General features: G+C 34.6%; 25 protein-coding genes and 2 tRNA genes. 4 read left to right on the top strand and 23 right to left on the bottom strand.

What is annotated here, in order from left to right:
* Positions 1-20: 20 nt before the first annotated feature.
* Positions 21-1,496: a pyruvate kinase gene (gene pyk, locus ACMCNP_RS07100; protein ID WP_419315715.1), complete on the bottom strand. Its 1,476-nt coding sequence runs from the start codon at positions 1,494-1,496 to the stop codon at positions 21-23.
* Positions 1,496-1,981: an FxsA family protein gene (locus ACMCNP_RS07095; RefSeq protein WP_419315712.1), complete on the bottom strand. Its 486-nt coding sequence runs from the start codon at positions 1,979-1,981 to the stop codon at positions 1,496-1,498. The genes pyk and ACMCNP_RS07095 overlap by 1 nt, the downstream gene beginning before the upstream one ends.
* 297 nt (positions 1,982-2,278) lie before the next feature.
* On the opposite strand from ACMCNP_RS07095, the gene ACMCNP_RS07090 reads away from it, so the two are divergent.
* Positions 2,279-3,184 carry a c-type heme family protein gene (locus ACMCNP_RS07090; RefSeq protein ID WP_419315709.1) on the top strand — a complete coding sequence of 302 codons (906 nt, stop codon included), beginning with the start codon at positions 2,279-2,281 and terminating at the stop codon, positions 3,182-3,184.
* A gap of 766 nt (positions 3,185-3,950) precedes the next feature.
* Positions 3,951-4,235, top strand: a complete 285-nt coding sequence (locus ACMCNP_RS07085; protein WP_419315707.1) for a peptidylprolyl isomerase — start codon at positions 3,951-3,953, stop codon at positions 4,233-4,235.
* A gap of 259 nt (positions 4,236-4,494) precedes the next feature.
* Here ACMCNP_RS07085 and rbr read toward each other — a convergent pair whose 3' ends face one another.
* Complete coding sequence (rbr, locus tag ACMCNP_RS07080; RefSeq protein WP_419315704.1) at positions 4,495-5,079, bottom strand: rubrerythrin; 585 nt, start codon at positions 5,077-5,079, stop codon at positions 4,495-4,497.
* Between the two features lie 108 nt (positions 5,080-5,187).
* Here rbr and ACMCNP_RS07075 point away from each other — a divergent pair, with 108 nt between their 5' ends.
* On the top strand, positions 5,188-5,598 hold the full coding sequence (locus tag ACMCNP_RS07075; protein ID WP_419315702.1) for a Fur family transcriptional regulator: 411 nt from the start codon (positions 5,188-5,190) through the stop codon (positions 5,596-5,598).
* Between the two features lie 331 nt (positions 5,599-5,929).
* Here the strand turns inward: ACMCNP_RS07075 and ACMCNP_RS07070 are convergent.
* The 5 genes from ACMCNP_RS07070 to ACMCNP_RS07050 all read right to left on the bottom strand — a co-directional run bounded on the left by ACMCNP_RS07070 (position 5,930) and on the right by ACMCNP_RS07050 (position 8,430).
* Positions 5,930-6,004 (bottom strand) — tRNA-Thr (locus ACMCNP_RS07070).
* 51 nt (positions 6,005-6,055) lie between these two features.
* Complete coding sequence (locus ACMCNP_RS07065; protein ID WP_419315700.1) at positions 6,056-6,775, bottom strand: DUF8082 domain-containing protein; 720 nt, start codon at positions 6,773-6,775, stop codon at positions 6,056-6,058.
* 44 nt (positions 6,776-6,819) lie between these two features.
* Positions 6,820-7,503: a hypothetical protein gene (locus ACMCNP_RS07060; protein ID WP_419315697.1), complete on the bottom strand. Its 684-nt coding sequence runs from the start codon at positions 7,501-7,503 to the stop codon at positions 6,820-6,822.
* Positions 7,504-7,714: 211 nt separating this feature from the next.
* A tRNA-Glu gene (locus ACMCNP_RS07055) sits at positions 7,715-7,791 on the bottom strand.
* A 72-nt stretch (positions 7,792-7,863) separates the two neighbouring features.
* Complete coding sequence (locus ACMCNP_RS07050) at positions 7,864-8,430, bottom strand: protein phosphatase CheZ (protein WP_419315694.1); 567 nt, start codon at positions 8,428-8,430, stop codon at positions 7,864-7,866.
* A 215-nt stretch (positions 8,431-8,645) separates the two neighbouring features.
* On the opposite strand from ACMCNP_RS07050, the gene ACMCNP_RS07045 reads away from it, so the two are divergent.
* A complete protein-coding gene (locus ACMCNP_RS07045; protein ID WP_419315691.1) occupies positions 8,646-9,626 on the top strand; it encodes a diguanylate cyclase in 981 nt (326 codons plus the stop codon).
* On the opposite strand, the gene ACMCNP_RS07040 is transcribed toward ACMCNP_RS07045, so the two are convergent.
* The 15 genes from ACMCNP_RS07040 to ACMCNP_RS06970 all read right to left on the bottom strand — a co-directional run bounded on the left by ACMCNP_RS07040 (position 9,618) and on the right by ACMCNP_RS06970 (position 25,721).
* Positions 9,618-10,175 carry a TlpA family protein disulfide reductase gene (locus ACMCNP_RS07040; protein WP_419315688.1) on the bottom strand — a complete coding sequence of 186 codons (558 nt, stop codon included), beginning with the start codon at positions 10,173-10,175 and terminating at the stop codon, positions 9,618-9,620. The genes ACMCNP_RS07045 and ACMCNP_RS07040 overlap by 9 nt on opposite strands.
* Before the next feature lie 44 nt (positions 10,176-10,219).
* On the bottom strand, positions 10,220-10,693 hold the full coding sequence (gene smpB, locus ACMCNP_RS07035) for an SsrA-binding protein SmpB (protein WP_419315684.1): 474 nt from the start codon (positions 10,691-10,693) through the stop codon (positions 10,220-10,222).
* A gap of 185 nt (positions 10,694-10,878) precedes the next feature.
* On the bottom strand, positions 10,879-11,343 hold the full coding sequence (locus ACMCNP_RS07030; protein WP_419315681.1) for an FAD:protein FMN transferase: 465 nt from the start codon (positions 11,341-11,343) through the stop codon (positions 10,879-10,881).
* 34 nt (positions 11,344-11,377) lie between these two features.
* On the bottom strand, positions 11,378-13,408 hold the full coding sequence (locus ACMCNP_RS07025) for a TIGR03986 family type III CRISPR-associated RAMP protein (RefSeq protein ID WP_419315678.1): 2,031 nt from the start codon (positions 13,406-13,408) through the stop codon (positions 11,378-11,380).
* The gene (gene csx19, locus ACMCNP_RS07020; RefSeq protein WP_419315675.1) at positions 13,405-13,962 is read right to left on the bottom strand and encodes a type III-D CRISPR-associated protein Csx19; all 558 of its coding nucleotides are present in this window, start codon (positions 13,960-13,962) and stop codon (positions 13,405-13,407) included. The genes ACMCNP_RS07025 and csx19 overlap by 4 nt, the downstream gene beginning before the upstream one ends.
* Positions 13,955-15,322: an RAMP superfamily CRISPR-associated protein gene (locus ACMCNP_RS07015; protein WP_419315672.1), complete on the bottom strand. Its 1,368-nt coding sequence runs from the start codon at positions 15,320-15,322 to the stop codon at positions 13,955-13,957. Before ACMCNP_RS07015 ends, csx19 begins: the two co-directional genes overlap by 8 nt.
* Positions 15,322-16,806, bottom strand: coding sequence for a hypothetical protein (locus ACMCNP_RS07010; RefSeq protein ID WP_419315669.1), 1,485 nt, complete (start codon positions 16,804-16,806; stop codon positions 15,322-15,324). The genes ACMCNP_RS07015 and ACMCNP_RS07010 overlap by 1 nt, the downstream gene beginning before the upstream one ends.
* Positions 16,787-17,440: an RAMP superfamily CRISPR-associated protein gene (locus ACMCNP_RS07005; protein WP_419315666.1), complete on the bottom strand. Its 654-nt coding sequence runs from the start codon at positions 17,438-17,440 to the stop codon at positions 16,787-16,789. The genes ACMCNP_RS07010 and ACMCNP_RS07005 overlap by 20 nt, the downstream gene beginning before the upstream one ends.
* Positions 17,437-18,867 carry a Cas10/Cmr2 second palm domain-containing protein gene (locus tag ACMCNP_RS07000; RefSeq protein WP_419315663.1) on the bottom strand — a complete coding sequence of 477 codons (1,431 nt, stop codon included), beginning with the start codon at positions 18,865-18,867 and terminating at the stop codon, positions 17,437-17,439. The genes ACMCNP_RS07005 and ACMCNP_RS07000 overlap by 4 nt, the downstream gene beginning before the upstream one ends.
* 10 nt (positions 18,868-18,877) lie before the next feature.
* Positions 18,878-20,221, bottom strand: coding sequence for a hypothetical protein (locus ACMCNP_RS06995; protein WP_419315660.1), 1,344 nt, complete (start codon positions 20,219-20,221; stop codon positions 18,878-18,880).
* 26 nt (positions 20,222-20,247) lie between these two features.
* Complete coding sequence (gene cas4, locus ACMCNP_RS06990; RefSeq protein WP_419315657.1) at positions 20,248-20,748, bottom strand: CRISPR-associated protein Cas4; 501 nt, start codon at positions 20,746-20,748, stop codon at positions 20,248-20,250.
* A 25-nt stretch (positions 20,749-20,773) separates the two neighbouring features.
* Positions 20,774-23,332: a CRISPR-associated helicase Cas3' gene (gene cas3, locus ACMCNP_RS06985; protein WP_419315655.1), complete on the bottom strand. Its 2,559-nt coding sequence runs from the start codon at positions 23,330-23,332 to the stop codon at positions 20,774-20,776.
* A gap of 167 nt (positions 23,333-23,499) precedes the next feature.
* Positions 23,500-24,273, bottom strand: a complete 774-nt coding sequence (cas5b, locus tag ACMCNP_RS06980) for a type I-B CRISPR-associated protein Cas5b (protein WP_419315652.1) — start codon at positions 24,271-24,273, stop codon at positions 23,500-23,502.
* A 70-nt stretch (positions 24,274-24,343) separates the two neighbouring features.
* Positions 24,344-25,318 (bottom strand): type I CRISPR-associated protein Cas7, encoded by a 975-nt coding sequence (locus ACMCNP_RS06975; protein WP_419315649.1) that lies wholly within the window; start codon positions 25,316-25,318, stop codon positions 24,344-24,346.
* Positions 25,311-25,721: a hypothetical protein gene (locus tag ACMCNP_RS06970; protein WP_419315648.1), complete on the bottom strand. Its 411-nt coding sequence runs from the start codon at positions 25,719-25,721 to the stop codon at positions 25,311-25,313. Before ACMCNP_RS06970 ends, ACMCNP_RS06975 begins: the two co-directional genes overlap by 8 nt.
* Positions 25,722-25,929 lie beyond the last annotated feature (208 nt).

Raw genomic sequence — 25,929 nt, 5'->3', positions numbered from 1 at the left:
CTATACCCCCTACCGCACGGCTATTTTATTTTAATTATTTTTATAAAATCAGTAGAACCCGGTTCGCCGATAGGCACTCCGCCGGTCAGTATTGCATAATTCGGAGATTTATTTTTTCCGATATTTGCAAACCTGTTTTTAGTCAAATTAATTACGTCTTTTAAATTAATGGTTTCGTCTGCTATGCCCTCCATGACTATACATGTGACCCCGTAATTTAAAGATAGCTTTCTCTTGACTCTCTCATTGGGAACTACAGCCAAAATGGGCGCATAGGGCTTTAAGGACGATATTAAATTAGCCGTATAACCCGACCTTGTTATCGCCACTATAACGGAACCGCCTAAGAGTTTGGAAGCCGCAACAGCCGTTTTTGCGATTATAGATGAAACATCTGCTATGCTTTTGCGGTCTTTATCGTTACCGTCGCTGCCGCAATGATTGTTCAGACCACGATTAATCTTATTAAAAATACCGCTGTTTTCGGTAGCCGTTATTATTTTAGACATATAACGGACGGTCAAAACAGGGTGTTTGCCGATAGCGGTTTCTTCGGATAGCATTACGGAATCCGTCCCGTCAAAAATAGCATTAGAAACATCCGTGACCTCCGCCCTTGTCGGAGATTCGTTTTCAACCATAGATAGAAGCATCTGCGTTGCCGTTACAACCGGTTTTTTATAAAAACCGGCAACCGATATTATATTTTTTTGCTCAATGGGTATATTTTCTACCGGAGCCTCTACTCCCAGGTCACCCCTTGCAACCATAAGGGCATCGGCAACCCCTGCTATTTTTTTCACATTTCTTACCGCTTCTAATTTTTCTATTTTTGCGATTATCAAAAAATCTTTTTCGGGATAGTTTTCTTTTAAGAAATTTTTTACCGATATTATATCCTCCGGTCTCCTTACGAAAGAAACGGCAAACATATCCACGTTATGCTCTGCTCCGAATCTCAAATACTCCATGTCTTTTTCGGTAACGGAAGGAATGCTTAAAACTGCGTCGGGGAAATTTACACCCTTTTCCGGTTTAAGGGTACCGGGGGTTAAAACCTCTGACAAAAGCTCATATTCACTTATCTTGTCTATAATTTTTAGCTTTATCTTTCCGTCGTCTATATAAACCAAACTATTCGGCTTTATATCTTTGCCGAGATACGGATAATCTATAAATATCGTTTTACCGTCGGATACGACGTGTTTTCCGGTTAATATTATCTTAGCGCCTTTATTGAGAAAAATTTCTTCTTTCGATAATCCGCCTGTTCTAATTTTAGGTCCGGGCAGGTCAATCAAAATACCTGCGTCTAAAGATATCCCTCTTATATTTTTTATAAGTTTGGCAAAAAAAACAGGGTCTCCATGAGAAAAATTTAATCTTAAGACATTTGCGCCGTTTTTTATAATATTCTTGATGGTGGTTTTATCTGCGCTTGCCGGTCCTAAAGTGGCAACTATTTTTACTTTTTTGCTTTCGAACAACACACGCATTATTTTTCCTTCTTCTTATCATTGAAAGGTAATGAAATGAAAGTGAATGTTTTATCCTTAACATCATAACTTTCGTTTTCATTGTGGCTTTGATATGTATTATAGGTAAAATGGCCGGAGAACTTGTTCTTTAAATATTTCAATATTATATATATAAGATAATAATTTAAGAACGGAATTAAAAAAAATATAGCAATAAAATCCGTAACAAATCCGGGCATGAGAAACAAAATTCCGGATACGAAAAAACTTGCCGACCTGATTAAATTCTTGCCGGTAGGTCTGCCGTTGGAATAATCAATAAGAGCATCTTGGAAGGAAGTGCTCTTTATCTTTTTTGCAATCATATATCCTACCATGCTAAAAAATATTAATAAGATAGCGGCGAAAAAAAACCCTATCTTCATAGATACCTCCACGAAGACATAAATTTCGACAAATAAATAAATTAAAATAGTAAAAAATATCTTTGCTAAAATATTCATATGGTTATTATATAACATATCGTAATTGTTTGCAAAACTTCTACGGCGGTTGTAGCAAAAACAAACTCGCTCGCGCCCTCTTACCAATCCGCTAATATTTGAACAGGTATTTAAGGAATTGCAATAAATATAAATATTATCTATAATGAGTTTGATTAAATCAAGTAATAGCTATTTATAGTTAAATTGTAATAAATATAAATAGATTAATATTTAGACATGCGAAGCGGGCATATAAAATCAACTAAAGTTTAGTGCGGACCATCATCCGTAAGAAATAAAAAATCGGGGGGGTTTATGTTTAAAAATCTTTCATTAAAAATGAAATTTACCGCAATCATGCTAATCGTCGGTTTTGTTGCGAATATTACGGTCGCAATAGGTGCGTTCTACTATATTCAAAGATTTAGAAAAAATGAACTAATACACGAAGCCAATATAATGCTTTTTGCGGAAAAGTCGGTAAGGGGCTATACCGCCGGCGAACTGAGGCCTGCCGTTATGAAATCGACCAATAAATTTATCATACAGGCGGAATCTGCAACATTTGTATCTTTAGGCGTTGCAAAATTAATTAATAAATTTCTCCCGCACTACGTATACTCCGAACCAACCCTTAATCCCTTAAATTTAAAAAGTAAGGCAAACAAATTTCAGGAAACGATCATAGCCAAATTCAGGGCAGATCGTTCTTTAAAATCAATCAGCGGCTATCATACGTTTAACAATATATCCTATTTTTATGTTATGAAACCGGTTGTAGCCAAGCAAGAATGCATGACTTGTCACGGTAATCCTAACAATAAATCCTCTATAACTCAAATTATAACGAGAAGATACGGGAGAACTCATGGTTGGGGTTGGAAAACGGGGACGGTCGTCGGAGCACTGAATATCTTAGTCCCTACTAAATATATAGATCAGGCTGCTCTGAAAAACTCTATCATAATAATGGGGGCAATATTCGTATTACCCTTTTTTGCGCTTATAATAGCCCTATTTTTTATAAACAAGGTGATAATAAAGCCTATACACGATATGACCAAATTAGCGGAAGACGTATCTGTCGGAAAATCCAACGAAGATTTCAAGGTAGAGGGAAACGATGAAATAAGCGCTCTTGCAAAATCCTTTAATAGGCTTAAAAAAAGCTATTTAAAAGCAGTTCAACTGTTAACGGAAAAAAATAAAAAGGATAAATAGGGACAATCAGATGCTGTTTGCGATATTATCAATCTATGCCGAAAGTTCAACGCTATTACACTTAAGTAATTTTTAAATGGAGTCGGAGAGAGTTTGGAAAACAGCAGATGCATATTTATCCGCTACATCACGAAAGACCGGAATGTCACGAACGATAATGGACATCCGAATTCCTCGCCTTTACTTGTCCATATAGGCAGAAAGTCATAAACAAAACAGACATTGCCGTGTCTACGAATATAGTCTCCAATCCCTCCGAAACGGCTCTCTGCCTGAAGAAATACCTACATGCATTGTTTAATCCACCATCTCTTTTATCATATCTTCAAGGGTGATCTCTGCCTTCCATCCAAGATATTTTTCAGCCTTGACGGGTTTACCGATGAGTATTTCCACTTCTTATATGCTGCATTTTTTGATTGTAGCACTTATACGCAATAAAATCATAGCATTTAATCTTTTCAGTCTCTTTTTGGCTCTCCATTAAAAGCTATTGAGCTGAATTTCTTTGATATTGTAATATGATTTCACAAGGAAACCACCACTTCGTTTGTTGCCGGCGGAGTAGGATATCCTTGCAATTTAATTCTTGCCCATACGATATTCGGATTATATTCTAATCCTACTCATTCGTACCCATGTCGTTGCAAAATGCCGTTTTGCAATGATAAACACATTTACATATCTTGTCATCAGATTTTAACACGGGTTGTTTTTTAAACCGCAAACATGTATCATATAATTTAAAAATTATTATGGGGGTATTTTGATGAAAGCTACAGCAAGACATATCTTGGTTGACAGCGAAGAAAAGTGCATGGAAATTAAAAAAAAGATTGAAGATGGGAGCGATTTCGCTCAAATGGCTAAAGAATATTCCGCATGCCCGTCAGGCAAGCAAGGAGGCGACTTGGGTGAATTTAATCCGGGGCAAATGGTAAGGGAGTTCGATAAGGCCGTATTTGAGGGTGAGGTAGGTAAGCTGACGGGACCCGTTAAAACACAGTTCGGTTATCATCTCATTGAGGTAACAAGCCTCAATAAAAAATAGCATAACCTGCTATTTTGACATTTGACTTTCCATGTATTGTCATAAGATCTCTATTGCCGACCGGTATCGGCTGGCAATAGAGTAAATAAATAGGCAGTACTCGGTTATGTTTTTTTAATAATGGACCACTGCTGCATGATATTCCATTATTTCCGTACTAAATACGCTAAAAAATCATCTGTATCTGCCCCGGCGAAAGCAATTTGCATCCCCCAAACGGCGTTAGAATTTGATACTAAAACCGTTTAGGGATAAGATACTAATATTTTTCAACCAAGACCTGAAAATAACTTTCGGCATGACCGCACGACGGGCATGCTACCGGAGGCTTCGTGCCTTCATGAACATAACCGCATTTTCTGCAAATCCAATAAACCTTCTGTTCCTTCTTAAAGACACTGTTCTGTTCTACATTTTGAAGAAGTTCTTTGTATCTTGCTTCGTGATGAGCTTCGGCAACGGATATTGCCCTGATTCTAACGGCCATTTCTTTATGCCCCTCGCTTTCGGCAATGTCTGCAAACTCAGGATACAAAACCGAAGTCTCAAAATGCTCACCTGCAACAGCGGCTTTCAGATTTTCAGCCGTATCTCCCGAAATTAAAGGTGCGGCAGTTTTCACATTCATCTCATTCAACCTTTCAGTCGATGCTTTGTTCAACTCATTTGCCATTCTGAAAAACCACTCGGCATGTTCCGTCTCATTGTCAGCCGTTTCAGTAAAAATAGCAGATATCTGCTCATAACCCTCTTTTCTTGCAATACTAGAGTACATCGTGTACCTGTTTCTTGCCTGGGATTCTCCCACAAATGCCTTAACCAAATTTTCAATCGTTTTATCCATGATACCCTCCTGATTTATTATGTTATAAATATATCATAAATTTATAAATTATCAAAGGAAAAAAATTATTATTTGCTATTTTAAGCAATCTGTATTATACTTATCGGCATGATGAAAGAAAATTGGATTATAGATATACTGAGATCGAAAGGATTTAAAGTGACCCCTCAAAGAATTGCGCTAATAGATACGACCTATAAAGCAGGACATGCCTCTGTTGAGCAGATATATAAAAGTATGAAATATGAATTTCCTGCAATTTCTCTTACCACTATTTATAAAATTATCGCTACATTCCTTCATAACGAAATTATAAAAGAAATTCATATTGCTGGTAAGAAAAAGATATATGAAATGAAAAAAAGTCCTCATGCTCACCATGTCTGTACGGTTTGCGGAAGAATATCCGATATTTATATTGACACAGAGGATCTTGTTAAGCAGATAAAGAGCAAGGGTTATGAAACGACAAATCCTGCCATTTATTGCTATGGAATTTGCCCTGATTGCCGCAAATAATCTTGTTTTTTCCTGCAGTGTTTATTTTTTATAGTTCATAACCCAATAACAATGCCTGATATTGCAGATAGATAATGAAAGAAGATGATCTTTTATGAAACTTAATGCTTGCATGCAAATGTATTGTTCAAGCATTTCCACTTATTATTATGAATCGATATCTTAGATTTCAGATTAAAAAAACAATTTGCCGACCTCATTTTCAGTAGCGCCGGAAATTTTAGATAGCGATCATACGCTGCGGTCTGTTATCTGCTCCGAACCTCACTGTGGGGGTATTTCTTGAAAGAAAGCAAAGGCTTGTGTTTATTACTATAATCTTTGAAAGGAATGGAGCCGGCGGGGAGAATCGAACTCCCGACCTGCTGATTACGAATCAGCTGCTCTACCTCTGAGCCACGCCGGCAATAAATACGAAAACATCTACCTTACGCAGACAAAAAAGGCGTAAGCGGCTTTACGAATTTATAATATTTCTCGCACTTTTGACAAAATTAAGTCTATCTTTTCCGTCCTCTATCTCTTCCGATAGACTATTTATCAAATCTTTGATATTTTTGACATTAAAATCGTTGACATCCTCATTTAATTCTTTAATTTTTTCATCAAAAAGCATTGAGGATATCGGACCCAAGTTTGAAGAAAAAATTTCCTTAACGGAATCCAATTTAATTTTAGAAATTATTTCATGAGCCCTAATCGTGCCTCCGGATTTTTCCCCGAGCAAAGAATTAAACACATCTTCTTCTTTTTTTTGCATAAAATTTTGTTCACCCGAGTCTATTCCTTCGGCAAAAGGCTTCGATGTGATACCTACAAGAGATTGGTTAACAATTTTAACAAACTCGCTTTCTAAATAAGACGTCTCCATTTTAAGAAGATTTACATTGGAATTTTTTTGGCTGACGATAAAAATAAAACCGCTTCCGAACCCGTTTATGATTATATTCATATCTTCGAAATTAAGGTAAAGAGATGATATGTCTATGGAAGAAATAGAATAGGAAGCAAATAGCTTGCTTATTTCAGAAGAAACCCTATTTATTAAATTGGGGGGTATTCCGCCGTCTTTCGTTTCATATCTCAAGACTTCTCCGTCCAAAGAAGACACCGCACAGGCATTTACGCCTGCAATCTTGAGTATTTTATCTATTATACTATTATCTTTATTATCCATGGGGTCGTAAATCTAAAATATTAAGAGCTAAGCATTTATTTATTTTATATATCTTGCAGCAGCTTAACTGCTTCCATCCTCGCCTTAAGAGGCTGGGTTCCCGAAGATAGCTTAATACTATATAGTATGTTTTTATTATTAATAATTACTTTTTTATAATTATTAGCCTCACATATAGTACTCCTTAAAGCCTCAAAATTTAATATATCCCCTAATTCTTTAGACTGATTATACAGAAATATCGTATCGGCGGATTCAAATTCCGCGTCGTCTCCAACGCCTTTTGAGTATAAAAGCTCCCCTTCGGGGCTTACCGCAAGAATAGATTCTACGCCTGCAATATTTGCAAGACCCTCAGCAATTTTAGCCACCAATGCCGGACTATCTTCTGCATCGTTATTCTCAATGACCGAATCTTCCTTATTCAAACCGACGGCAAGCTTATTATCGTTTTGATCGTAAAGAATTCCTGAGATTTCGTCAAAGGATTTGTTAAGAGTATTTTCCGGAGAAGGCTCCCCTATGCTTACCTGAATATTGACATGCGCATCGACATCTTTCAATTCTTTAAATACGTCGATATCCCGCTCGGGCCCTAAGACGGCGCTTGTTATCTTGCCATTCGTAAAATATATAAAGCCCTGCTTATCTAAGATCTCAAAAGATAATCTTATATTATCAAAACTGCAAAACTGCTCTAATTGGTATTTTATATCCTCTAGTACCATACGTTATCATAATAAAAATATTATTACCTTATTGAATAAACATCATTCACATAGTATCAAAAAAAATATCTCTGATAAAGACACGATATTATTCTATATCTTTATTTTATAGGTTGTCAACTGAAATAAAATTATTCAAATATATCGACAATTAAATATAATAAATAGGAATTAGATAAGCTTAAAATCATATCCAAGAATTATAGAAAGATGGCGTCCCCAATGGGATTCGAACCCGTGTTGCCGCCGTGAAAGGGCGGTGTCCTGGGCCAGCTAGACGATGGGGACTTTATAATTTTTAGTATAAGTTATTTATTATAATGTATTGATATAAAAAAAACAAGGGAAAACGCTTGACGCTTAAAATCCAAGTTCGCTTAATATCGAGTTAACATCACTCTGTTCCATCTTTTGATTATTGGAAACCAAATCGTTAAATTTACCGTATATTTCTTGTTTCTTCTCAACCGGAAGCTCTTTAGCCTCTACCTCGGAATCTACCAGAACCTTTAAGAGCTTGACCTTCGCGTCGTTTAAAGTATTTTGTATTTTATAAAGTTTCTGCCCGGTAATATCCTGAAAAGAGAGAATAGACAATACGTCTAAAATTTTACTTATATTTTTTTGATTGAGATCTTTAAGATTAAGCAAGCTTTCCTTAATCTTCTTAACCGGATTAAAGCCTATGAGATTACGTAAATTTTTATCTATAACACTCGAATTTTCGTTTATATCGTCTAATAGATTCATTATGTTATTTGCGGCTTTTTCCGTCTCTTTTATAATATCCGAAATTCCGTCCTGAGCAATAGGAATGCTTTCGGAACTTTCTTTAACCGGCTCTTTTAATTCACCGATTTTTTTTGTGGCATCATCCACAACCTTAGCGAGTTTTCTAAGCTCCGTTACCATATCGTCTATCGCCATACTACCTACTCCTTAAATTTTATCGACATTAACTTTATACACTAATTCCTATAAAAAAACAATAGAAAAATATTTCTATTGCAATATTGAAATTAATACTATAAGATTAAATAACTTGCTATGTTATGTTTTCTGAATTATAATCATTTCATATTATATCTTATCTTTACTTAATTAATTTAATGAGATTTAATTGATTATTAACAAGATCTTGCATGGTATTAGAAAATTTAAATAATTTACAAGAAGATTTGTTTCAAAACATCGAAATAAAAGACCTCCTCAATTCGCTTGACGAAGAAGCGGCCATCGTTACCAATAATGCAAATAGAATAATTTTTTACAATAATATAGCATCTATAATACTGATGGTCGATCTTGAAAATTTTTTATACAAACATATCGAGACGGTTTCTTATTTCGAAAATTTGTTAAAAAAATGCAAGGTGCCGATCAAGATTAGAGACCTCCCGACAGGCTATAAAGTATCGCATATCCATGAAATAAGCGGAAAAGACCACTATTTCGAACATGAAAGGGTGGACATCTATGATGAAACCGGTAAAAATAAGGGAATGTTATACCTGATTAGGGATATAACGAAAGAAATCGATGTCGAAATGCTCTTATCGTTGGAGGTTAAGATTGACGGCCTTTCCGGGCTTTATAACTTGAGATCGTTCTATGAAGAATTAGAAAAGGAATTGCTGAGGTGCTCTCGATACGAATGCGACTTATCCATTTTATTTATAGATATAAATAACTTTAAATTCTTTAATGATAATTTAGGGCATAAAGCCGGCAACGAGGCCATAAAGCTTTTAAGCAAGGCACTTATCGATTCCGTGAGGAAAAACATCGATACGGTATATAGATACGGCGGGGACGAATTTACGGTAATTTTACCCAATACTCCGGCAAAACGAGCCGTGATAGTTGCCGATAGAATTTTATCGAATTTTAAAAATAATTTAAAGAAAGGCTTGAAATTACTAATGTCCGATACTTCCTGCGATTTATGTTTAGAAAATATTATTTTAAATAACAATAGTAAAGATTTTAAAGCGATAGGGCTTTCCATAGGCATAAGCCAGTATAAAAAAGGTAAATCGGCAAATGAACTTATCGTCGAAGCCGACAAGGCGATGTATGCGGCAAAGCATGATTTAAAAGAAAACACTAAAATTTCATTTTAGGTTCAAAAGTTTATTCGTAATCCCGTATAATGCCCTCTTAAAAATTTCCCCGACCCAGTGAAACATAATTTTACCGTTTTTAGATATGAAGAATGTTTGCGGTATTTCGTCTATACCTCCATAATTGTCTATTACCCCGGAATCTGCATATACAACCGGATACGTAACGCCGTATAGCTTAATAAAAGACCTGACTCCCGAGAGATTGTCGTTAACGTTTATTCCTACGACAATGACGCCCTTAGCCGCTTCGGTTTTATAAAATTTTTCCAACATCGGTGTTTCATGCCTGCACGGCGGGCACCATGTTGCCCAAAAGTTAATGATTACAACATGCCCTTTATATTTTTCTAATGAAAAATTAGTATATCCGGACGACAAAATGTTAAGCACTTTAAGATTGAAATTCGGCGCCTTTTTGAGCCTAACCCCGGCGTTAGCATTCGAGATGCTAATAAAATTTACAAAAATAAAGGCAACGGCAAGTAATAAAACCGTAAAAACAAATACTTTAATTTTGCGAGATTCGATATCGGCCGCTTTAAACATTTACCCCCCCTTTTTTTCATTTGTTATATTGTTATTACTCGCTTTCATCTCCTGTTTTTAATCGCCCTTTCCATCTCTCTCTTACACTCTTTTTCTTTTATAGACGCCCTCTTATCGTAAATCTTTTTCCCTTTTACAAGCGCAATTTCAACCTTGGCTCTACCTCTTTTTAAATATACTTTTAATGGAACTATGGTAAGATTCTTTTCTTTTGTCTTCCCGTAAAGCCTCAAAATTTCATTTTTATGCAATAATAAAACCCTGGTTCTTAACGGATCTTTATTTTCCCTCGTTGCCTTTTCATAAGGACTTATGTGAACATTAAGGAGAAATGCTTCGCCGTCTTTTATTATTACGTATCCGTCAGAGAGGTTTATCTTGCCGGATTTTATCGATTTTATTTCCGGACCGTAAAGCGAAATTCCGGCTTCGTATTTCTCAATAATTTCATAAAGAAACGATGCCTTTCTGTTGTCCGCTACTATTTTTATACCTTGCTTACGTATTGTGATAGACATTATTGTATTATATAGATTATATGGAATGATACACAATTATTATGAATTCGTCAAGAAATAAACCGCTACATTTGCCAATGTATCCTCTTAATGCCACACCGACGTTTCGACCAAAAGTATATTTTAGTATTTCATATTAATATATTAGAGTTTTGGAGGGACAAACTATGTTTCACTCTGAACATTTAACTGTTAGACGATAAATTATATATTTCTAAATGCCCCTTGAGCTTTTTTATGAGTATAACTTTGACCGGTTTTTTGAATTTATTTATAACATTAGATATTTGCTTTTTGTTCAAGATAAAAAAAGAGCAGGAAAGCGCATCGGCAACAGTCGAAGGGAACTTGAAATCTTTGTTTTTAACTATAATGGTATCGCTCAGTGTATCTGTTTCGGCAGGCATTCCCGTTGCAGGGTTCATTATATGTCCGTAAGATTTGCCCTTGTAAAAAAAATGGTTCTCGTAGTTTGCAGAGGTCTCAACGGAGGAATTCGTCAGCCTAATGACCTTGATTATTTTATTCCTGTCTAACGGGTCCAGCAACCCGGATGTTCCAAGCATGAAAATTTTGTCAAACCTGACATAATTATAAAGAGTCTTGGCAATGATTTTTACAGCGTTTGCCCTCAATCTTGCATTCGGCAAACCTATAGAATGTAGTTAAAATCTTAAATATTTATCAGACACCCGTCGGAGATGGCAAAACACCTCTTTCTTTAAATTGCTGTAAATCCATATATCCAATATTATGGGCATTCGGCTTATGCGCAAGATCAAGCATCCTTCTCAACTCTTTAAGACGGCCTGTCTCCCATAAACTGTCTTTACGTTCTCCGATTTTATTAAAAATATATTTTTCAAACTTCTGCTTAAATTGCTCCACCTTTCCGCTTTCCTCCGTCAAACCGTTCCATTCGGCAAAAAGATTTTTATATCTATCACCCCTGTCGGAAAGATACAGCTTTGCATTCATCCTAATGGATCCCAAGCCCAACGGCTTTGCCATTCCGATTTTATGCGCCAAACCTTCCGGCAGGTCAAGCACAAATAAGAGCGCTCCCATTTCAACATCACTCAGATTTTCGAATCTTATCCTGCCTTGAAATTTGGCACCTGCATTAATCGGTTTAATTTTGGTATATTGTGTTTCATTCCCTTTTATGGCACGTTCATCCCAATTATTTCCATCTTGATGCCAATAGAGTTTATTGCCCCTAATTTTAGTTTGATCGTTGTAGTTTTTTATAACATTTGTACTTTGTTCCAAATATAATTGAAATGATGTCGGTTTTGGTCCTGAAAGTATTTTAGGTATTTTATAACTTGTAGTTACTTTATCAGCGGAATTTTCAGCTAAAAGGGCATCTTCAAAAAACACACGCGTCATAAAGCTATCTTTGTCTCCGAAAATAGATTCAGCAATATCAACACCGCATTGTGTATCTTTAGGTAAAAAATCCGTTACTTTCTTTTCGTAAGGAATTCTAAAATAACCTGTAAAACCAAAACTCTTAACATCCCCGCGCTCATCCGTCAAATAAAAACATGGGACTGCATTTCCTTTTATCTTTGATTCCTTGTCGTCTTTTGCAGGTTTTATTCTATCGCAATCATCTTTGTAAGCATCCATCAAATCCTTGCTAATCTTCAATATTTTCGGATTTGTATCTTCATGAGAAATAACCCAATGCAGATGTTTTCCTCTTTCGTTGTTCGGCATATATCCGGAACAGATTAAATATCCTTCAAATTCTTCATCTGCCTTTGGATTTCCGTCATATTTCCTGATCGTAACCTTAGTATATTCCATGGGTACCGTATGCTTATGGGCTGTCTCTTCTCTATACTTAAAATAAACATGTTCAGACTTTTCGTCATAATCCTTATTTAATTTGAATTTATGACTTTCAGGATCTTTAATGGAAATACTTTTATTCAACCCCTGTTCTACAACCAAATTATCTTCTACCCTAAAAATTTGTTTTTTACCGATAATACTTGCCGATCTTATTTCGTAGCTGTTAAGCCCCTTCTTATAAAAATAGCCCGCTTTTACTTTGCCATAAAGATTGTTTGCTTTATCCCCTCCGATAAAACATTTACTATAATCATTTTTCACAACCTTCGACCCAAATGTACGATAAAAGTATTTTATCCCCTTGCCTTCGTCATCACTGGCTATCGAATACCCAAACCTGCTCCAACTTGTTATTTCAACCATCGTTCGAATCATTCCCCGCAGGGAACTTCCGGGGATGCGATACTTGCCCGCCTGCTTGTAGAAATCTGAGTCCCCCGCTTCGCCTTCTTTTCCGGATCTTCTGATATATAGCGGCGTTTTTGTCTCAATTTCCATACCTATATATCCCGTGTTTCCGTAGTATTTATCAAACGAATCAGGTTCATCCTGCATAACTGTTTGCTCATTTAATGGCACAAAGTTATATGGGGCAGTTGCTTTGGAGACATTAGCTTTATTGGAGACATTAGCTTTATTCTTGCTCGCCTTTAATTCTAATTCTTTACCTTTAATTAAAACTCTTGTAATTAATCCGCTAACTCTTTCAACCTCGCATGCTTCGTTATTCATATCCATATCAACAACAAACCCCTCCTGAATGGCCATCGGTTGATTATCTCCAATCTTTACTTCTGCAATGAGCTTGCCCTTTTTAGATTTTCTTGTTAGTAAAATTGCTTTCTCCATCATCGTTCTCCCTCCATAAGTGGCAATTGCACAAATTTCACAAACCTTACATCGACGTATGCAGCCTGATAGCCATTTTTATAACCTATATAGTGTCTCGTTTTAATCGCTACCCTCATTCTTTTGTTATCTGTTTCCCATTTTCCAGGAATTGTTATTTTTGTCCCCCTTTGCTCGGTTAAAATGGTATATTCGTTGCAAATCTCTGCCTTAGTTCCAAAAATAACCTGATTCGCCTCAATAGCATAAGTTTCTTCACCTTCGCTATCAGACCTGTATCGTCCATTTAATCTGCCGTTGGAACGCCATAGATGCAATTCTTCATCTTTATTGAATATACGCAGTCTCCTGATAAATCGTTTTTCTATCCGTTTGTCTTCCGGAAAGCTAAAATTGCCATCATACCTGCCGATTAATACCTCATTATCAAGATATGCAACGACATTGGATTCTCCTTTTATATAACCCTTTATCTCTTTAATATCCTCCAATATCAACTTGGTTTTGGTGCTGCTTTTGATACTCGTCCATTTCAAACCATTTTCAATTCTATTCATTTACGGCCCCCTTCTGTGATGAATCGTTCTCATTTGTGACAAAACTATTAAATTCATAAACATACTCCTGAAGTTTCGTTTTGTCTGATTCAGAAATAGAATTAATGTCATCTATTGTCACATTAAAATCTTTGTGTGAAATCTTTACCCTCTTGCCCTCAAGAACGCCTCTTCCGATATTTTTCTCTCCCCCGATCAGCAAATCACCTGTCCATAAATCTTTTAATATTAAAAGCAGCAATCCGATCTCTGTATCTATCGGCTTATACAGCTCCATTATCAATTTATTGGTATTCTTAGTATCTTCAGCGAATATGGGCATACTGTCAAAAAGAGCCCCCTCTATCGTTCCGCCCGTAAACCTATCAATTTTAATGCGTTGCTGAACATCGCTTACAACATTCTGAACAACAACAACCTCATTAATTTTTAATCTGCTTGGTTTTGAAGGGTTGCCGAAAATACAATCTAACAGCAACTCACTTCCGTCTGCTGTTTTTAGTGTATTCAAAATCCTCTCGGCCCTTGCTCGTATTGCGCCTTTCATAGACGTTCCCGGTATAACATTATGTCCTGAAGATTTAATATGAGATGAATCGGGTGCGGCGGCATCATCTGAATAGTGTCTTATAATTAATGAATTCTTGATAACAAAATCAAACTCCATTCTAAAGCTGTCCGATTGATATTTATACTGCCTCAACGAATTGCCGACAAAGGGGTTATCCTCTTTTTTAATCCATTTAATTATGTCGCATTTGTCTTTTAGATCATAAAAGCTGAGACTGCTATCCTCTAACGCAATCCTGCCGAATCCTAGGTTTGTTTTAGCGCCTATTGTTATCTTGTCTTCTCTGATATCATCTTCTAATATTGAGATAAAACCCAAGAGTTCATCCCTGTTATCTCCGCCAATTTCAATTTTAAATTTAAATTCGGCGCACGGTTCTATCACCTCATAATCAAATTTTGCCTTAGAGAATGTGATTCCTGTTTTATTATCGATACTAATTCCGTCTCTGATTTGGATATGTGCATCATTCACCAATACTAAATCGCTGAATATGATCTTGCTGATATTTCCATTGTCAGAATTTGCAGAACCAAAATAGCTTTCAAGAAGGGTCAATCCCGAATCGTTCGCATCATTACTCTCGAATTCTTTATAATGTTTAAATAGATGATGCCGCAAAATCCCCGCAAGTGAAGCCCCCGGAATAAAGGGTTTGCCGTTTTTATCCCGCAAAATATCACTGTCGGTCTCTTCGTCTCCTCCTCCGCCGACAAGAAGCGGCGATACATTGCTTATAATACCATTCAATACTATTTTATACCTGTCAAATTTATGATTTTCGCTCATTATTTACTCTCCCCCCTTTGTTCCTTTTCCTCATTTACTCCTTTCCGCATAAAATTAAAGAATGTTCTCAGGTAAACTTTTTTCATCTCATTTGAAAAGCCATCTTTGTTTTTTAAGGGATTAGTAAACTCGTTCAAATTATCTATCTTGTTTAAGAAACTATCTATATCAACAATAGACTTTTTACCCTGAATATAATCCAAGAGATTTTCAACTTTTCCTTTATTGTTACATTTTTCAAGTTGCGTTCGCGCAATCTTGTTTTTTGCAACCTTCTTAAAGTTCTCATCAAACGTATTAATATTCATCGCAATAGATTGCATTTTTCCGCATAATGATTTTGTCGGAAGATTGAAGAATGAGTCTTTATCCTGCATGGCTTTTAAAACAACTTGATCTTTAATCCTGTTTCGCATAATCTGAGTTACAATCTTGTTTACAAAATCAGGCGGACTGCCCTGCGGTTTTTTAGAAGTTTCTTTTTCTGATTTTTTTAAGTATTCATCTTGTTTAACTTGCCATCCAAAAATAACCCTCCCAAACCCTTCATGTATTTTTTCGCCAATACCTTCTATCTGAAGTTTTTCATAATTACCCGGCAATATATCGCACTTAAAACAACTTCCTGCCTTAAAAGCAGTTTCACTTTGGTTTTTAAGTTTCCACACTCCGACAAATTGCTCTATCACATCTTTTCTGATAAAGGAATTTTTTATTTTCACACCCAGTAATTTCTCAAGGTTATCCGTATCGGCAGTAGAAAACCCATTATCATTATATATAATCGTATCGGATAAAAGTGTCATCACAACATCCTTATCATTAGATTCAGTGCCGGTTTTTATCTCTTGACAGTAATCAGACACATCTGCTAATTCAATTGCGACCCTTCCATATTGAGAGTTCTTTGACAAACCCATATATGCCGTAATCTTCAAAGGAAAACATTCTTTGAATACAGAAATCTGTTCTTCGCTGCCGATAATTTTACCCTCAAAAATCTGATTAGCATTAATCGATTCATAGTTGAATATTTTATTGTCTGCATTATCCTCCTTAGAGTGATGAAAAGAAATAGATTTCTTAACGGGTTTATCGTAAATAGTTGAACCTTCGATATCAATAAATGCTTCTCCCGATCTTGTGGATTTATCAAAAGAATCGCCCTCAAACATAAGATCATAGGCTAAATGTCTCTTGTATTTTTCTTCTTTTATCGAATAGGGATTTGGAAAATACCTTCTTTTATCATCTGATGTGTGAGCATCCGTAAATGTCAAATCGCCTTTTAAAAACCAGTCATAAAATATACTGTCCTTATGGGCATCCTTTAATTCTCTCTTTCCGATATATAAAGATGTAAATACGCCTAAGACGGTATTGCCTGGAATATAAGATTTGGTATTCACCATATTGGCATCACCCCTTGTAGATCTGATAATGACCGGATTTACAGTTTTTATTTTATACATTATCGCTTTCACAATTCGCCCCCTTTTTTAAGAACTTTATAGCATTATCGTTAAGAGATTTTTCGTTTTTCATCAGGACAACATCTATTTCACCTAAGCCTCTCGTCCGCTTGGTACCCATTCTGCGTATGTTTTGACATATCAGAGCCAAATAAATCTCAGAACTTTCATAGAGATCTGCATGCGCGATAAAGGTATTATCCTTCTCAATCACTCGTTCTATCCTTAAAGAATGCTCCTTGGCACATCCTGTTCCCATGTCAATGGCGGTTGAATATCTTAATGATGTGAGCTGCTCGGTAATGTTTTGCTTATTGATGATATTCTTATCGTTGATAAGATATTTAAACCATGCCTTGCAATCTTCATATTCCGTTAAAAAAAAGTTTGAGAGATGAAGCGCCCCCTCCGCCGCCCCCGCAGTCCCGAATATTTTATCAATGTCAATATGTATATTAAAAGATTCGAGCATTTCGTTGACCTCTTCGGCCGATTCACGCATAATACCCTTTATTCGTTTTGATGGAATGTAGGGCAACCCAACTTCATCGAGCACGACATCCGAATCCACAATTGTGCCGTAACCCTCCCCTATTCCAACAAGCACATCTGATTTAAAATCTATTTTTATCTTATATTCATTCATTGATCTCCCCCTGTTTTAGATTTAGAAGTGTTTTTTGGATAAAAATCAATCAGTTCGATCATGTCTATGTACGGGCTCTTACCATTTGAGAACCCTTTTATAGATTCATCGGAATGACTAAAAAAGGGTAATTTTTTATATCTATATTCCAACTCTTTAATAAATTCGACCGTAGCAGTTTCTCCGTCATATAACGCTTCTCTTAGTTTTTTTATATTTGATTGGGGAAGTTCAGATATCTCTGTTAAGCATCCTAACAATTTCTGCATATTATTGATTGAGTATGGCCTCATATAAAGGGTCTGACCATCGGCGCTTTTATAATTAGCATCCCTAATCTCTTCAAGGCTTCCGCCCAATCCGCCAAATGAAATATGAAAATCTATGAATGAACTGCCCTCCTCTTTCCTTGACTCCTTTCTTACCATCTTTGCATTTTTGCAGAGGGCTTCCGCCATCTTATAAGCCCTATAAAAGGGATATTTGGTTTTTACAATAGAAATGCCCGCGCATGCCGTTATGCTTTTTTCTTTACAGATGCCCTGATTCTCAAAGGCTTTGATGAATTCTACAGTGAGAAACATGCCCACCCTGGCATCGCAGACAAATGTTATATCATCTCCGCCGATGACTATCGGACGAACAGGCAAGTAATTTTCTTTAAATGAAATTTTGTCTTCGCTTTTCAATTTGATCAATTCTTTCAATGTTTGTTTAAAAGCATTTTCTACCGCCTCTTCTAATTTTGTTGAAAATGCCTTTACCCCTTCCTCATTTGCTTCTTCCTTAAACTTTTTTCCAAGATCGTTGCCATCAATATGAACAATTGCAATATGATTATTCTCACCCGCCGAACCGCCCAACTTATCCATTTCATCGGTAAATTTAAAATCACCTATAACAGAACCGAACTCTTCTTGGAGCTCGGCATTAGATTTTTCTGATGCTGAAATTTTCGTATAATTTGCTGAAGAAATATAACCTTCTTCATTTTTAGGCAGTTTATATCCCCATATTTCAGCAGATAATCCGCTTCTCGGACAATCCGTCGTTATTCCAAATGAACCGAGTTCTGTTTGCGGTATTGTTCTATTCTCTTGCATTTTTGCCTTTCTTATAAGTTTTGTTCGTGATTCGGAGTAATTGTTATCATCAAATGTATCATCTATTGTGATATTGGGAATAATACCAGGGGCTGACTGCAACAGGGTACGGCTCCAATCTTTCATTGCATCTTTTGCCTCCTCTAATGAATCAAAGTAAATAAGCGCATTTCCTCCGCCAATATAGCTATGGGCAAATTCTTCCAGATTCTTAAAGATATCTTTCACTATATAGGATGCTCCTATATTTTCTTTGAGCTTGTTTGATGCAAAGATATATTTTTGTATCGACATCATCCCGATAAATACTGCTGTTTTACCCATATTGCCTCCGTTAATTAAGAAAATAATCTTTCATTTTTTCCACAAATTTGTTCTCAGACCAATCGTCTATGCCCAAAACAAGAATATTTTTATTGTTTGTACCGGTACTGGATATAAGTTCACTTTGAAGATCCGACACTGTTTTAGTATCGGCACGTGTTATTAAAATAGCCTTTGCTTCTTTGCCGCCAATCTGCCCTGTTCTTAAAACAATCTCAAAACCTTTTTCCTTGCATATGCCCTTTTTTTCTGCTGTTGTGCAGCTGATACCGATAAGCTGATAGCCCCTCATCAAGATTAAATCCAACTCGAATTTATTTTCATAATCATCTTTTTTGAACAATTCTTTATTGAACAGTATTTCGTCAAAGTTATCTTTAAATTTATTTTGAATCAGTTTTTTAATATATTTTTCAAACCAAAAACCATCCATATATTCAACACATGTATCGTAATCTTTTTTCTTTATGTCTGTATTAAATGTTTCGTTTTCGCGAAGCCTAAATCCTTCCGGAAAAGCGTTGATGATACCCTGAAATTCTTCGTTAGGTTTATATTCTAAAATCTTTTTAAAAATATCCACCCTTCGCTCAAAATTATCTGCTTCATTACCTTTTAATTTATTAAGCTTAGCTTGAAAAAACGTTTTGCAAACAGCCGACTTTCGTATATCAGACTCAGAATCCGACAAATTTGTAAATATTTTGTCTAAATCATTCCCATCTATCTTAAAAATATCCCTCCGGAAACCACCCTTCTTTGAATAGAAATTGTTTATCTTCTTCTCATCGATCAATTCTGTAAATTTAATGCCAACACTGTTAAGAGACGCATATCTGTCGGGTTTTTCTTCTTTTTCTTCAAATAAATAAAGTTTCAGCAATTCATCGAATGTAATCTTTGCTGCATCTCTGAGATCCTTACTTGCAATTTCATCATCAAAATTTATTTTAAAACTGCGAGCGGACAGATAAGATGCAGAAAACTCTCCTTCCTTCTTATCTTTCAGATATGAATATGAATATGCCGCCATAGTTTTTGTTCCGCCGGAAAAAAAGAGATGAACTCTCTCAGATTCATTAATTATTTTTCCTAATTCGGATTGAATAGAGCTTTTAGAGTCTATATCATCTACATATATCAGTTCCTGAAATTTAAGTTCACTATCTTTCAACAAATCTTTCAGTGATTCAGCATATTCTACTGTTGAACTTTGGTTACCCGATTTTGCAGAGCAAACCATCCAAATCCTGTCTAACTTTGAATTTTTTTTCATAAAATATTTTACAGCAACATAACCGGGCAACGGGTTTGTGCCGATTAATAAAACAAGATCCGTAAAATCTGAAGCCACAAAAGCACCTCCATTTATGTTTATCTCTAACTCCAGCAAAATTCAAAATATGAGCATTTCCCGCAAAATTTAATCTTTTTAGGAACCGGAGCGTCATCATTCGATGATAAAAAGGCCACTATTTCATCTATCTCATCTTTTATTAACGCTTCATCATTTTCTTTGAGCTCTACCGTAATAGATATTTTTTCCTTTGGAATTTTAATTAACCCTTTACACTTAATGCCTTTTTTATTCAGCAGATAGAGATAATATTTTAGCTGTTTTATACCGCTTGCCATCGTGCGGGAAGATTTTTTTATTTCCGCTACAAATAAATTTCCATTTTTAAGGGTTATAAAATCAATCTCTGCAGCGAACTCTGCAAGGTATATCTTTTTCTTTTCGCGCTTAAATGTAGTTTGATCAATCAGCCGTCCTATTTCGAGAAAAGAGTTGTTCTGATTTGAGGACATCTGCCTTGACATAAGCCATGCTTGACGGGGACAAATATTATAAGCCTGAATCAAAGAACCGTTAACTTTCATAATATTCGACAGATAATGTGCAATATTAAAAAAAATTTGTATCTTTAAATTCTAATGTTTTAATTCCGGAATAATAATCGTAAAATTTGCCACAATCATTCAGCTTATAAAATCCATACTTTTCTCCTTCACAACTCCAAGTTGACAAAAATTTAAAATTTTTACTATAAATTCCTATCGAAAAGGAAAACTTTGCTATTAATCCTTGCATTATTACTTTTTGCATTCTTCGCACTGCAAAATCCTCATCCCTGTTTTGGATTATATCGCAATATAAATCCCAAACCTTTTCACCTATGACAAACGGTTCTGCTTTTGAATATTTTTTTTTGTCAATTAAAAATTGTAACTCCTCTTTAGTGAAATTAACTTCTTCACTATTTGAAATTTTAATGGGAATATCTATGGGGACAAATATTGATACATTGCGACAATCATCATCAATTATTTTAAAATCTTTATCCACTGATGCAAAATCAAGTTTACCAATTTTACGTACATACTCTCCTAAATTTATAAAATCAGGCGCGGCATTAATTTTGTTTCTGTCTTCCATTATCGAATTATAAATTTTGTCGAAAGTTTTTTCCTTCAATATATCATAATATTCCGACTTAAATTCATCCTGGATTTTATTATATCTGTCATCCTTTGCATAAATCACTTTAGCATCATCTAAATCAAAAATAAAAAGTTTACATTCTGATTTGTTAAAATTTCTGTTGATTCGCCCTGCAAGTTGTTCGTCTGAATCTACTAATGATAAATCTTTAAAACCTATATCCATATCAATGTTCACTCCAGCTTCAACAACTTGCGTTGTGATAAGCAAAATATTTTTAAAGCGATATTCTGAACTTTTTAATTTTGTTATTATTTCTTTTCGTCTCGGCTCGAGTATAGTTCCCGATAAAATAAATATTTCATCGAAAAAATCTTTTTTATTATTTACCAGCTTGGCAAATTCGTCTGCCGTTTGTTTATAAATAAATTCAATTATTGTATGAACTGTTTCGGATTTGCTTTTATCTTTATATTCCTTGGATTCCCTTAATATTTTATTCCAAAGATTTGATAAAAAATCTTCTCTATTTTCCCTATTGAAATCACTATTTTTAAGCATACTGAAATCAAATTCAATTCTGTTTTTAAAATTAGGATTCATAAAATATTCTGGTCGGTTTAACAAAACAAAGTCTTCTTTTTCAAAATTTTCTTTTCTGGCTTCAGGAGAAAGCAACTTGTCTATTTTAGGTAAAGTCGCAGACATCAATATAAACTTGATATTAAAGTATTTGGCATAACTATTAATAAAATAAATTATTTTATCCCATTCTTTAGGTGGATATGCTTGCAATTCATCAATAATAACAACTGAATTTGCAAGACGATGCAATAGATAATTGGAATTTTTTTTATTGGATTTTAGTATATTAAAAAATTTAATGTGAGAAATCAACGCTACGGGATAATTTACGAATTGATAGTCGATAATATTTTCTTTATTATTTCCATAATTATCATCATTACCCTTTTGTGAAAAACCGGTTTTCGAGTGAATTTGAACAATTTCATCATTATCCAATCCGAGAGTATCTTGCAAGGCCATAAAAGTCTGAGTAATAAGCGTCGTAAAAGGAAAAACATAAAAGACTTTAGTTATATTGTTCAAGCTTTCATTGACATCATTTCTTAACAGTTCGGCAAGAGCTACCATTGAAAGATTTGTCTTTCCACCACCAGTAGGAGCTTCAATGTAAAAAAGATTCTTATTAAGATTATTCCTTATTCCCTGAATAATTTCTACTGAAAGATTTTGCCTGAGTCTATTTAAGTTCTTGTTATTGGTTGCTTTCGGAAAGTTAAATTTATAGTTATCCAATTCCTTGTAAGTCTTTTCGTTATATGATTTTGTGGTTTCAATATTATTTATAATTTTCTTTTTCAACTTATCATTAAAAGTACCAAAATCATTTGCCATATCTTTCCAGCCATCCATATAATGCGTAGTAGCATAATAATCTGATACTGTTAATAATGAATAATTTAGTTTGATAAGAGCAAACAAAGGAAATTGAGTTTTAATTTCATTGTTGTCACGGTCAAAAATTTTTTTACTTTCTTTAAATACACATTCATGTATTTCCTCAATAAAATCTGGTGTTTCGGAATAATCGAAAAACTCTACAAACTTTCGTAAGTCAGATAATTTTTCTTTATATGCAATATCTGTTTTAATATAATCTAATTTTGACGAATGATGTTTTAAAATAGGGTATGAAAATGAAAGGATAAGAAAATCTATTAAGGACTCTTTTTCATGTGGAATATTTTTTTTAGCGGCAGTTGCTTCTGACAGTAATGAAAAAATATAGCCGCTTATCAAGGAGTGTCCGGAAGAAAGATCATGTTTAAAGCATGGCCTTGCATTTTGCATTTTTTGTTTTTGAAATTCAGGGTTTATTTTTCCAAAATCATGCGACCCTACCGATTTTACAAATAACTCCAATATAAGCCCTTGAATCATTTGATCATCAGATATCTCGGCTATCAACCCAATAATTGTCTTTTCTAAATGATGCATCTTGATGCATCTCAGGAAATAATCCTGGACTAACAATATATGCCCTATCAAGGTTTCTTTATCTTGCTCATCAAGCGATATGTGTCCAAAATAGCACTCTTGATTCTTAATCAGTTTTTTCAGGTCTTCATTAGAATAGACAAAGTCAAATAGGTTCATAGTTGTTGTCAGTAAATAAATATAACTTCATTTTTATCCTTTAAAATAAATAAATTGTCACAGTCAATATCAATAGCATCAATCAAAGTTGCATTGGAATAGGCAAAATCAATCATATTGTATTGAAATAGCTTTTCGTTAAAAGAGATCGGAATTTGCTCAAAATAATAAAAATTATTTTGTTCCTTTAAAGATTTTCTTCCAATTGCTTTTACGACATATTTTATGATTGGCTTATTTTTTTTAAAAATTGTAGATATTGTAAAATTTGATTTCTTTTTAAACGATTCACACTCATATTCTTCAACTTCATCTTTATTCCACCAAAGAGAATAATCGTTTTTACCAAGGTACGGCAAATATTCTGCTCTTTGATTTTTTATGTTTTCATACAGTTGTCTCTGGTCACTATTCTCTAAATCAAGCAAAATATAAATTTTATAGGATGGTTTGATTAATGTCTGTTCTGTAATTATTAAATTACCGCCACCTTCACCGCTTGCAAAACCCGTCGTATTGTTATATGTGATTATCGTTTTCTGAAAACTGCCATTTTCGTCACCAATTGGTTTAACTCCGATTAGAATATCTTTTAATTTCTTGTAATATTCAGGAAAAACACAGTTCTGTTCATATCCTCCTAAACCGATAATAGCCCCTAGGATTCCAAGAATTGCCGGTTTATGAAGCATATTATATGTTAGATAAATTCCATCATTTATATCCGGTTTTTTTAAAAAACCCTTTTCAGCCCTAATAACAAAAGATAGTAATTGTTTCATATTTTTACCTTCTCCAAACATATAAATCTATGAGAAAATTTCTCAAAGTTTTGCATACAAATTTTCAAAATCATAATTCCTTGATTATGCAACTTTCAGGTAAATTATCAATAGTTGTAATATTATTGTTATAATAGATTTCACATTTTGCAATCTCTGCAGAATGTTTTTTTAATTCCTCCTTTATTTTTTGCAAATCAAAATATCTTTTACCGTTTTCTTTTGAATCAGAAATTTTCACCATTTCAGTGAAATTTGGCAAGACAAGTCTGGAATCCTTTTTTAATTCCAGATAAAATAAAATTTCATTTTCCGTTCCCGCTTTTGCAGCAGAGTCATAATATGTTGCTCCTTTTCTAAGCCCCTCTTTTAGAAGTTCAATATCATTTTCCGTTAAAGTTTGAGTTCCTTCTGCTCCATTAGAAACAATATCTTCAAGATTTTTTGGATTTATGGAAAAATGATGGATATAATGGCCTTCCTCTAACTTTGATTGACGACCAATTGTAGTTTGCTCGTTAGTGGTGCTGTCCTCGTTAGAGTTGAATGGTGATGTTATTTGTTCAGAAAATATATTTCCTTCATCCCAAATATTTACTCCATGATTTATTTGCACAGGTCCATGGATTGAAAGAGCTATATTCCCCTTCTTTGCTTTTTTTGCAAAAGTAGAACCAAATAATCTAATATCAATGCAACTTAAAATATCTTTGGTAACGATTGATTTAGTATCATTATTTTTTTCCTTCACATTCAAATCTTTATGTTCGGGAAAAACTTTAGAATAAGCGTGATCTAAGCTCAATGGTTTCATTTCTTTATTTAATCTTTTAAAATAAAACACTGTTTCATTAGAATACATGTCCTTTAAAAAATTTCTAACAGTATATTTCAGCGCTTTATCTGTTGCATAAACTTTTCCGTTTGGCAATGTTCTTGGTTGTCCGCTAAAATCAGCATTATAGTTTGAATTGATTGATTTTATTGCTACAAATCCATAAGCTCTGCTTTCAAATTTTTTGCTTTCTTCTTTTTCATTAGTCATTCGAAACCTCTCCTTTATCATTTTGATTTTCTTTCTTGTAAATAATAGGTGTTGCGAAATACCCCGCAAGCAAAAATCTTTGATACTTCTTCAAATTTTCATCCATATCAAAACCTAACACCTCTGCAGAGAGTCTTTCAAAACGCCCTTGCCCAAAACTTATCTCATGCTTGTAAGTATTGATAGTTTGCGCAATAGAATTTTGCAGTTGCTCTGCTTTGACTTTTTGAATGAAAGGCTCTAACAAGGCATGTGTTCTCTCGCCCGCCTTACTCTTACTGAGCAAAAAATAAATTACTTGTCCCGCTCCAAAAGAAAATTCCTCCGGTGTTTCAAAGTGTTCCTCGGAATTATTTGCCACTTTTTTTATTTTTTCCAATAATTCGGGAATTTTTGATGCCATTTCATACCTCCCTTTATTGTCGATAAAATGGTTATATAAACTAAACCATATATTTAGTTTTTCTTTTATTGAAAACTCTTTATCATTTCGTAAATCTCCATCATTTCGTAAATCTCCATCATTTCGTAAATCTCCATCATTTCGTAAATCTCCATCATTTCGTAAATCTCCATCATTTCGTAAATCTCCATCATTTCGTAAATCTCCA

Origin of the sequence: Candidatus Acidulodesulfobacterium sp. H_13 (assembly GCF_048541835.1) — a bacterium.
In the GTDB taxonomy this organism is placed as follows: Bacteria; SZUA-79; SZUA-79; order Acidulodesulfobacterales; family Acidulodesulfobacteraceae; genus QIJE01.
Note: the sequence above shows the minus strand (reverse complement) of the source record. Positions and strands in the feature narration are given on the sequence as shown.

Excerpts from the sequence above, each read along its gene's own strand:
- pyk (WP_419315715.1), bottom strand. The coding sequence starts at position 1,496 with ATGCGTGTGTTGTTCGAAAGCAAAAAAGTAAAAATAGTTGCCACTTTA.
- ACMCNP_RS07095 (WP_419315712.1), bottom strand. The coding sequence starts at position 1,981 with ATGAATATTTTAGCAAAGATATTTTTTACTATTTTAATTTATTTATTT.
- ACMCNP_RS07090 (WP_419315709.1), top strand. The coding sequence starts at position 2,279 with ATGTTTAAAAATCTTTCATTAAAAATGAAATTTACCGCAATCATGCTA.
- rbr (WP_419315704.1), bottom strand. The coding sequence starts at position 5,079 with ATGGATAAAACGATTGAAAATTTGGTTAAGGCATTTGTGGGAGAATCC.
- ACMCNP_RS07075 (WP_419315702.1), top strand. The coding sequence starts at position 5,188 with ATGATGAAAGAAAATTGGATTATAGATATACTGAGATCGAAAGGATTT.
- ACMCNP_RS07065 (WP_419315700.1), bottom strand. The coding sequence starts at position 6,775 with ATGGATAATAAAGATAATAGTATAATAGATAAAATACTCAAGATTGCA.
- ACMCNP_RS07060 (WP_419315697.1), bottom strand. The coding sequence starts at position 7,503 with ATGGTACTAGAGGATATAAAATACCAATTAGAGCAGTTTTGCAGTTTT.
- ACMCNP_RS07050 (WP_419315694.1), bottom strand. The coding sequence starts at position 8,430 with ATGGCGATAGACGATATGGTAACGGAGCTTAGAAAACTCGCTAAGGTT.
- ACMCNP_RS07045 (WP_419315691.1), top strand. The coding sequence starts at position 8,646 with ATGGTATTAGAAAATTTAAATAATTTACAAGAAGATTTGTTTCAAAAC.
- ACMCNP_RS07040 (WP_419315688.1), bottom strand. The coding sequence starts at position 10,175 with ATGTTTAAAGCGGCCGATATCGAATCTCGCAAAATTAAAGTATTTGTT.
- smpB (WP_419315684.1), bottom strand. The coding sequence starts at position 10,693 with ATGTCTATCACAATACGTAAGCAAGGTATAAAAATAGTAGCGGACAAC.
- ACMCNP_RS07025 (WP_419315678.1), bottom strand. The coding sequence starts at position 13,408 with ATGATGGAGAAAGCAATTTTACTAACAAGAAAATCTAAAAAGGGCAAG.
- csx19 (WP_419315675.1), bottom strand. The coding sequence starts at position 13,962 with ATGAATAGAATTGAAAATGGTTTGAAATGGACGAGTATCAAAAGCAGC.
- ACMCNP_RS07015 (WP_419315672.1), bottom strand. The coding sequence starts at position 15,322 with ATGAGCGAAAATCATAAATTTGACAGGTATAAAATAGTATTGAATGGT.
- ACMCNP_RS07005 (WP_419315666.1), bottom strand. The coding sequence starts at position 17,440 with ATGAATGAATATAAGATAAAAATAGATTTTAAATCAGATGTGCTTGTT.
- ACMCNP_RS07000 (WP_419315663.1), bottom strand. The coding sequence starts at position 18,867 with ATGGGTAAAACAGCAGTATTTATCGGGATGATGTCGATACAAAAATAT.
- cas4 (WP_419315657.1), bottom strand. The coding sequence starts at position 20,748 with ATGAAAGTTAACGGTTCTTTGATTCAGGCTTATAATATTTGTCCCCGT.
- cas3 (WP_419315655.1), bottom strand. The coding sequence starts at position 23,332 with ATGCATCATTTAGAAAAGACAATTATTGGGTTGATAGCCGAGATATCT.
- cas5b (WP_419315652.1), bottom strand. The coding sequence starts at position 24,273 with ATGAAACAATTACTATCTTTTGTTATTAGGGCTGAAAAGGGTTTTTTA.
- ACMCNP_RS06975 (WP_419315649.1), bottom strand. The coding sequence starts at position 25,318 with ATGACTAATGAAAAAGAAGAAAGCAAAAAATTTGAAAGCAGAGCTTAT.
- ACMCNP_RS06970 (WP_419315648.1), bottom strand. The coding sequence starts at position 25,721 with ATGGCATCAAAAATTCCCGAATTATTGGAAAAAATAAAAAAAGTGGCA.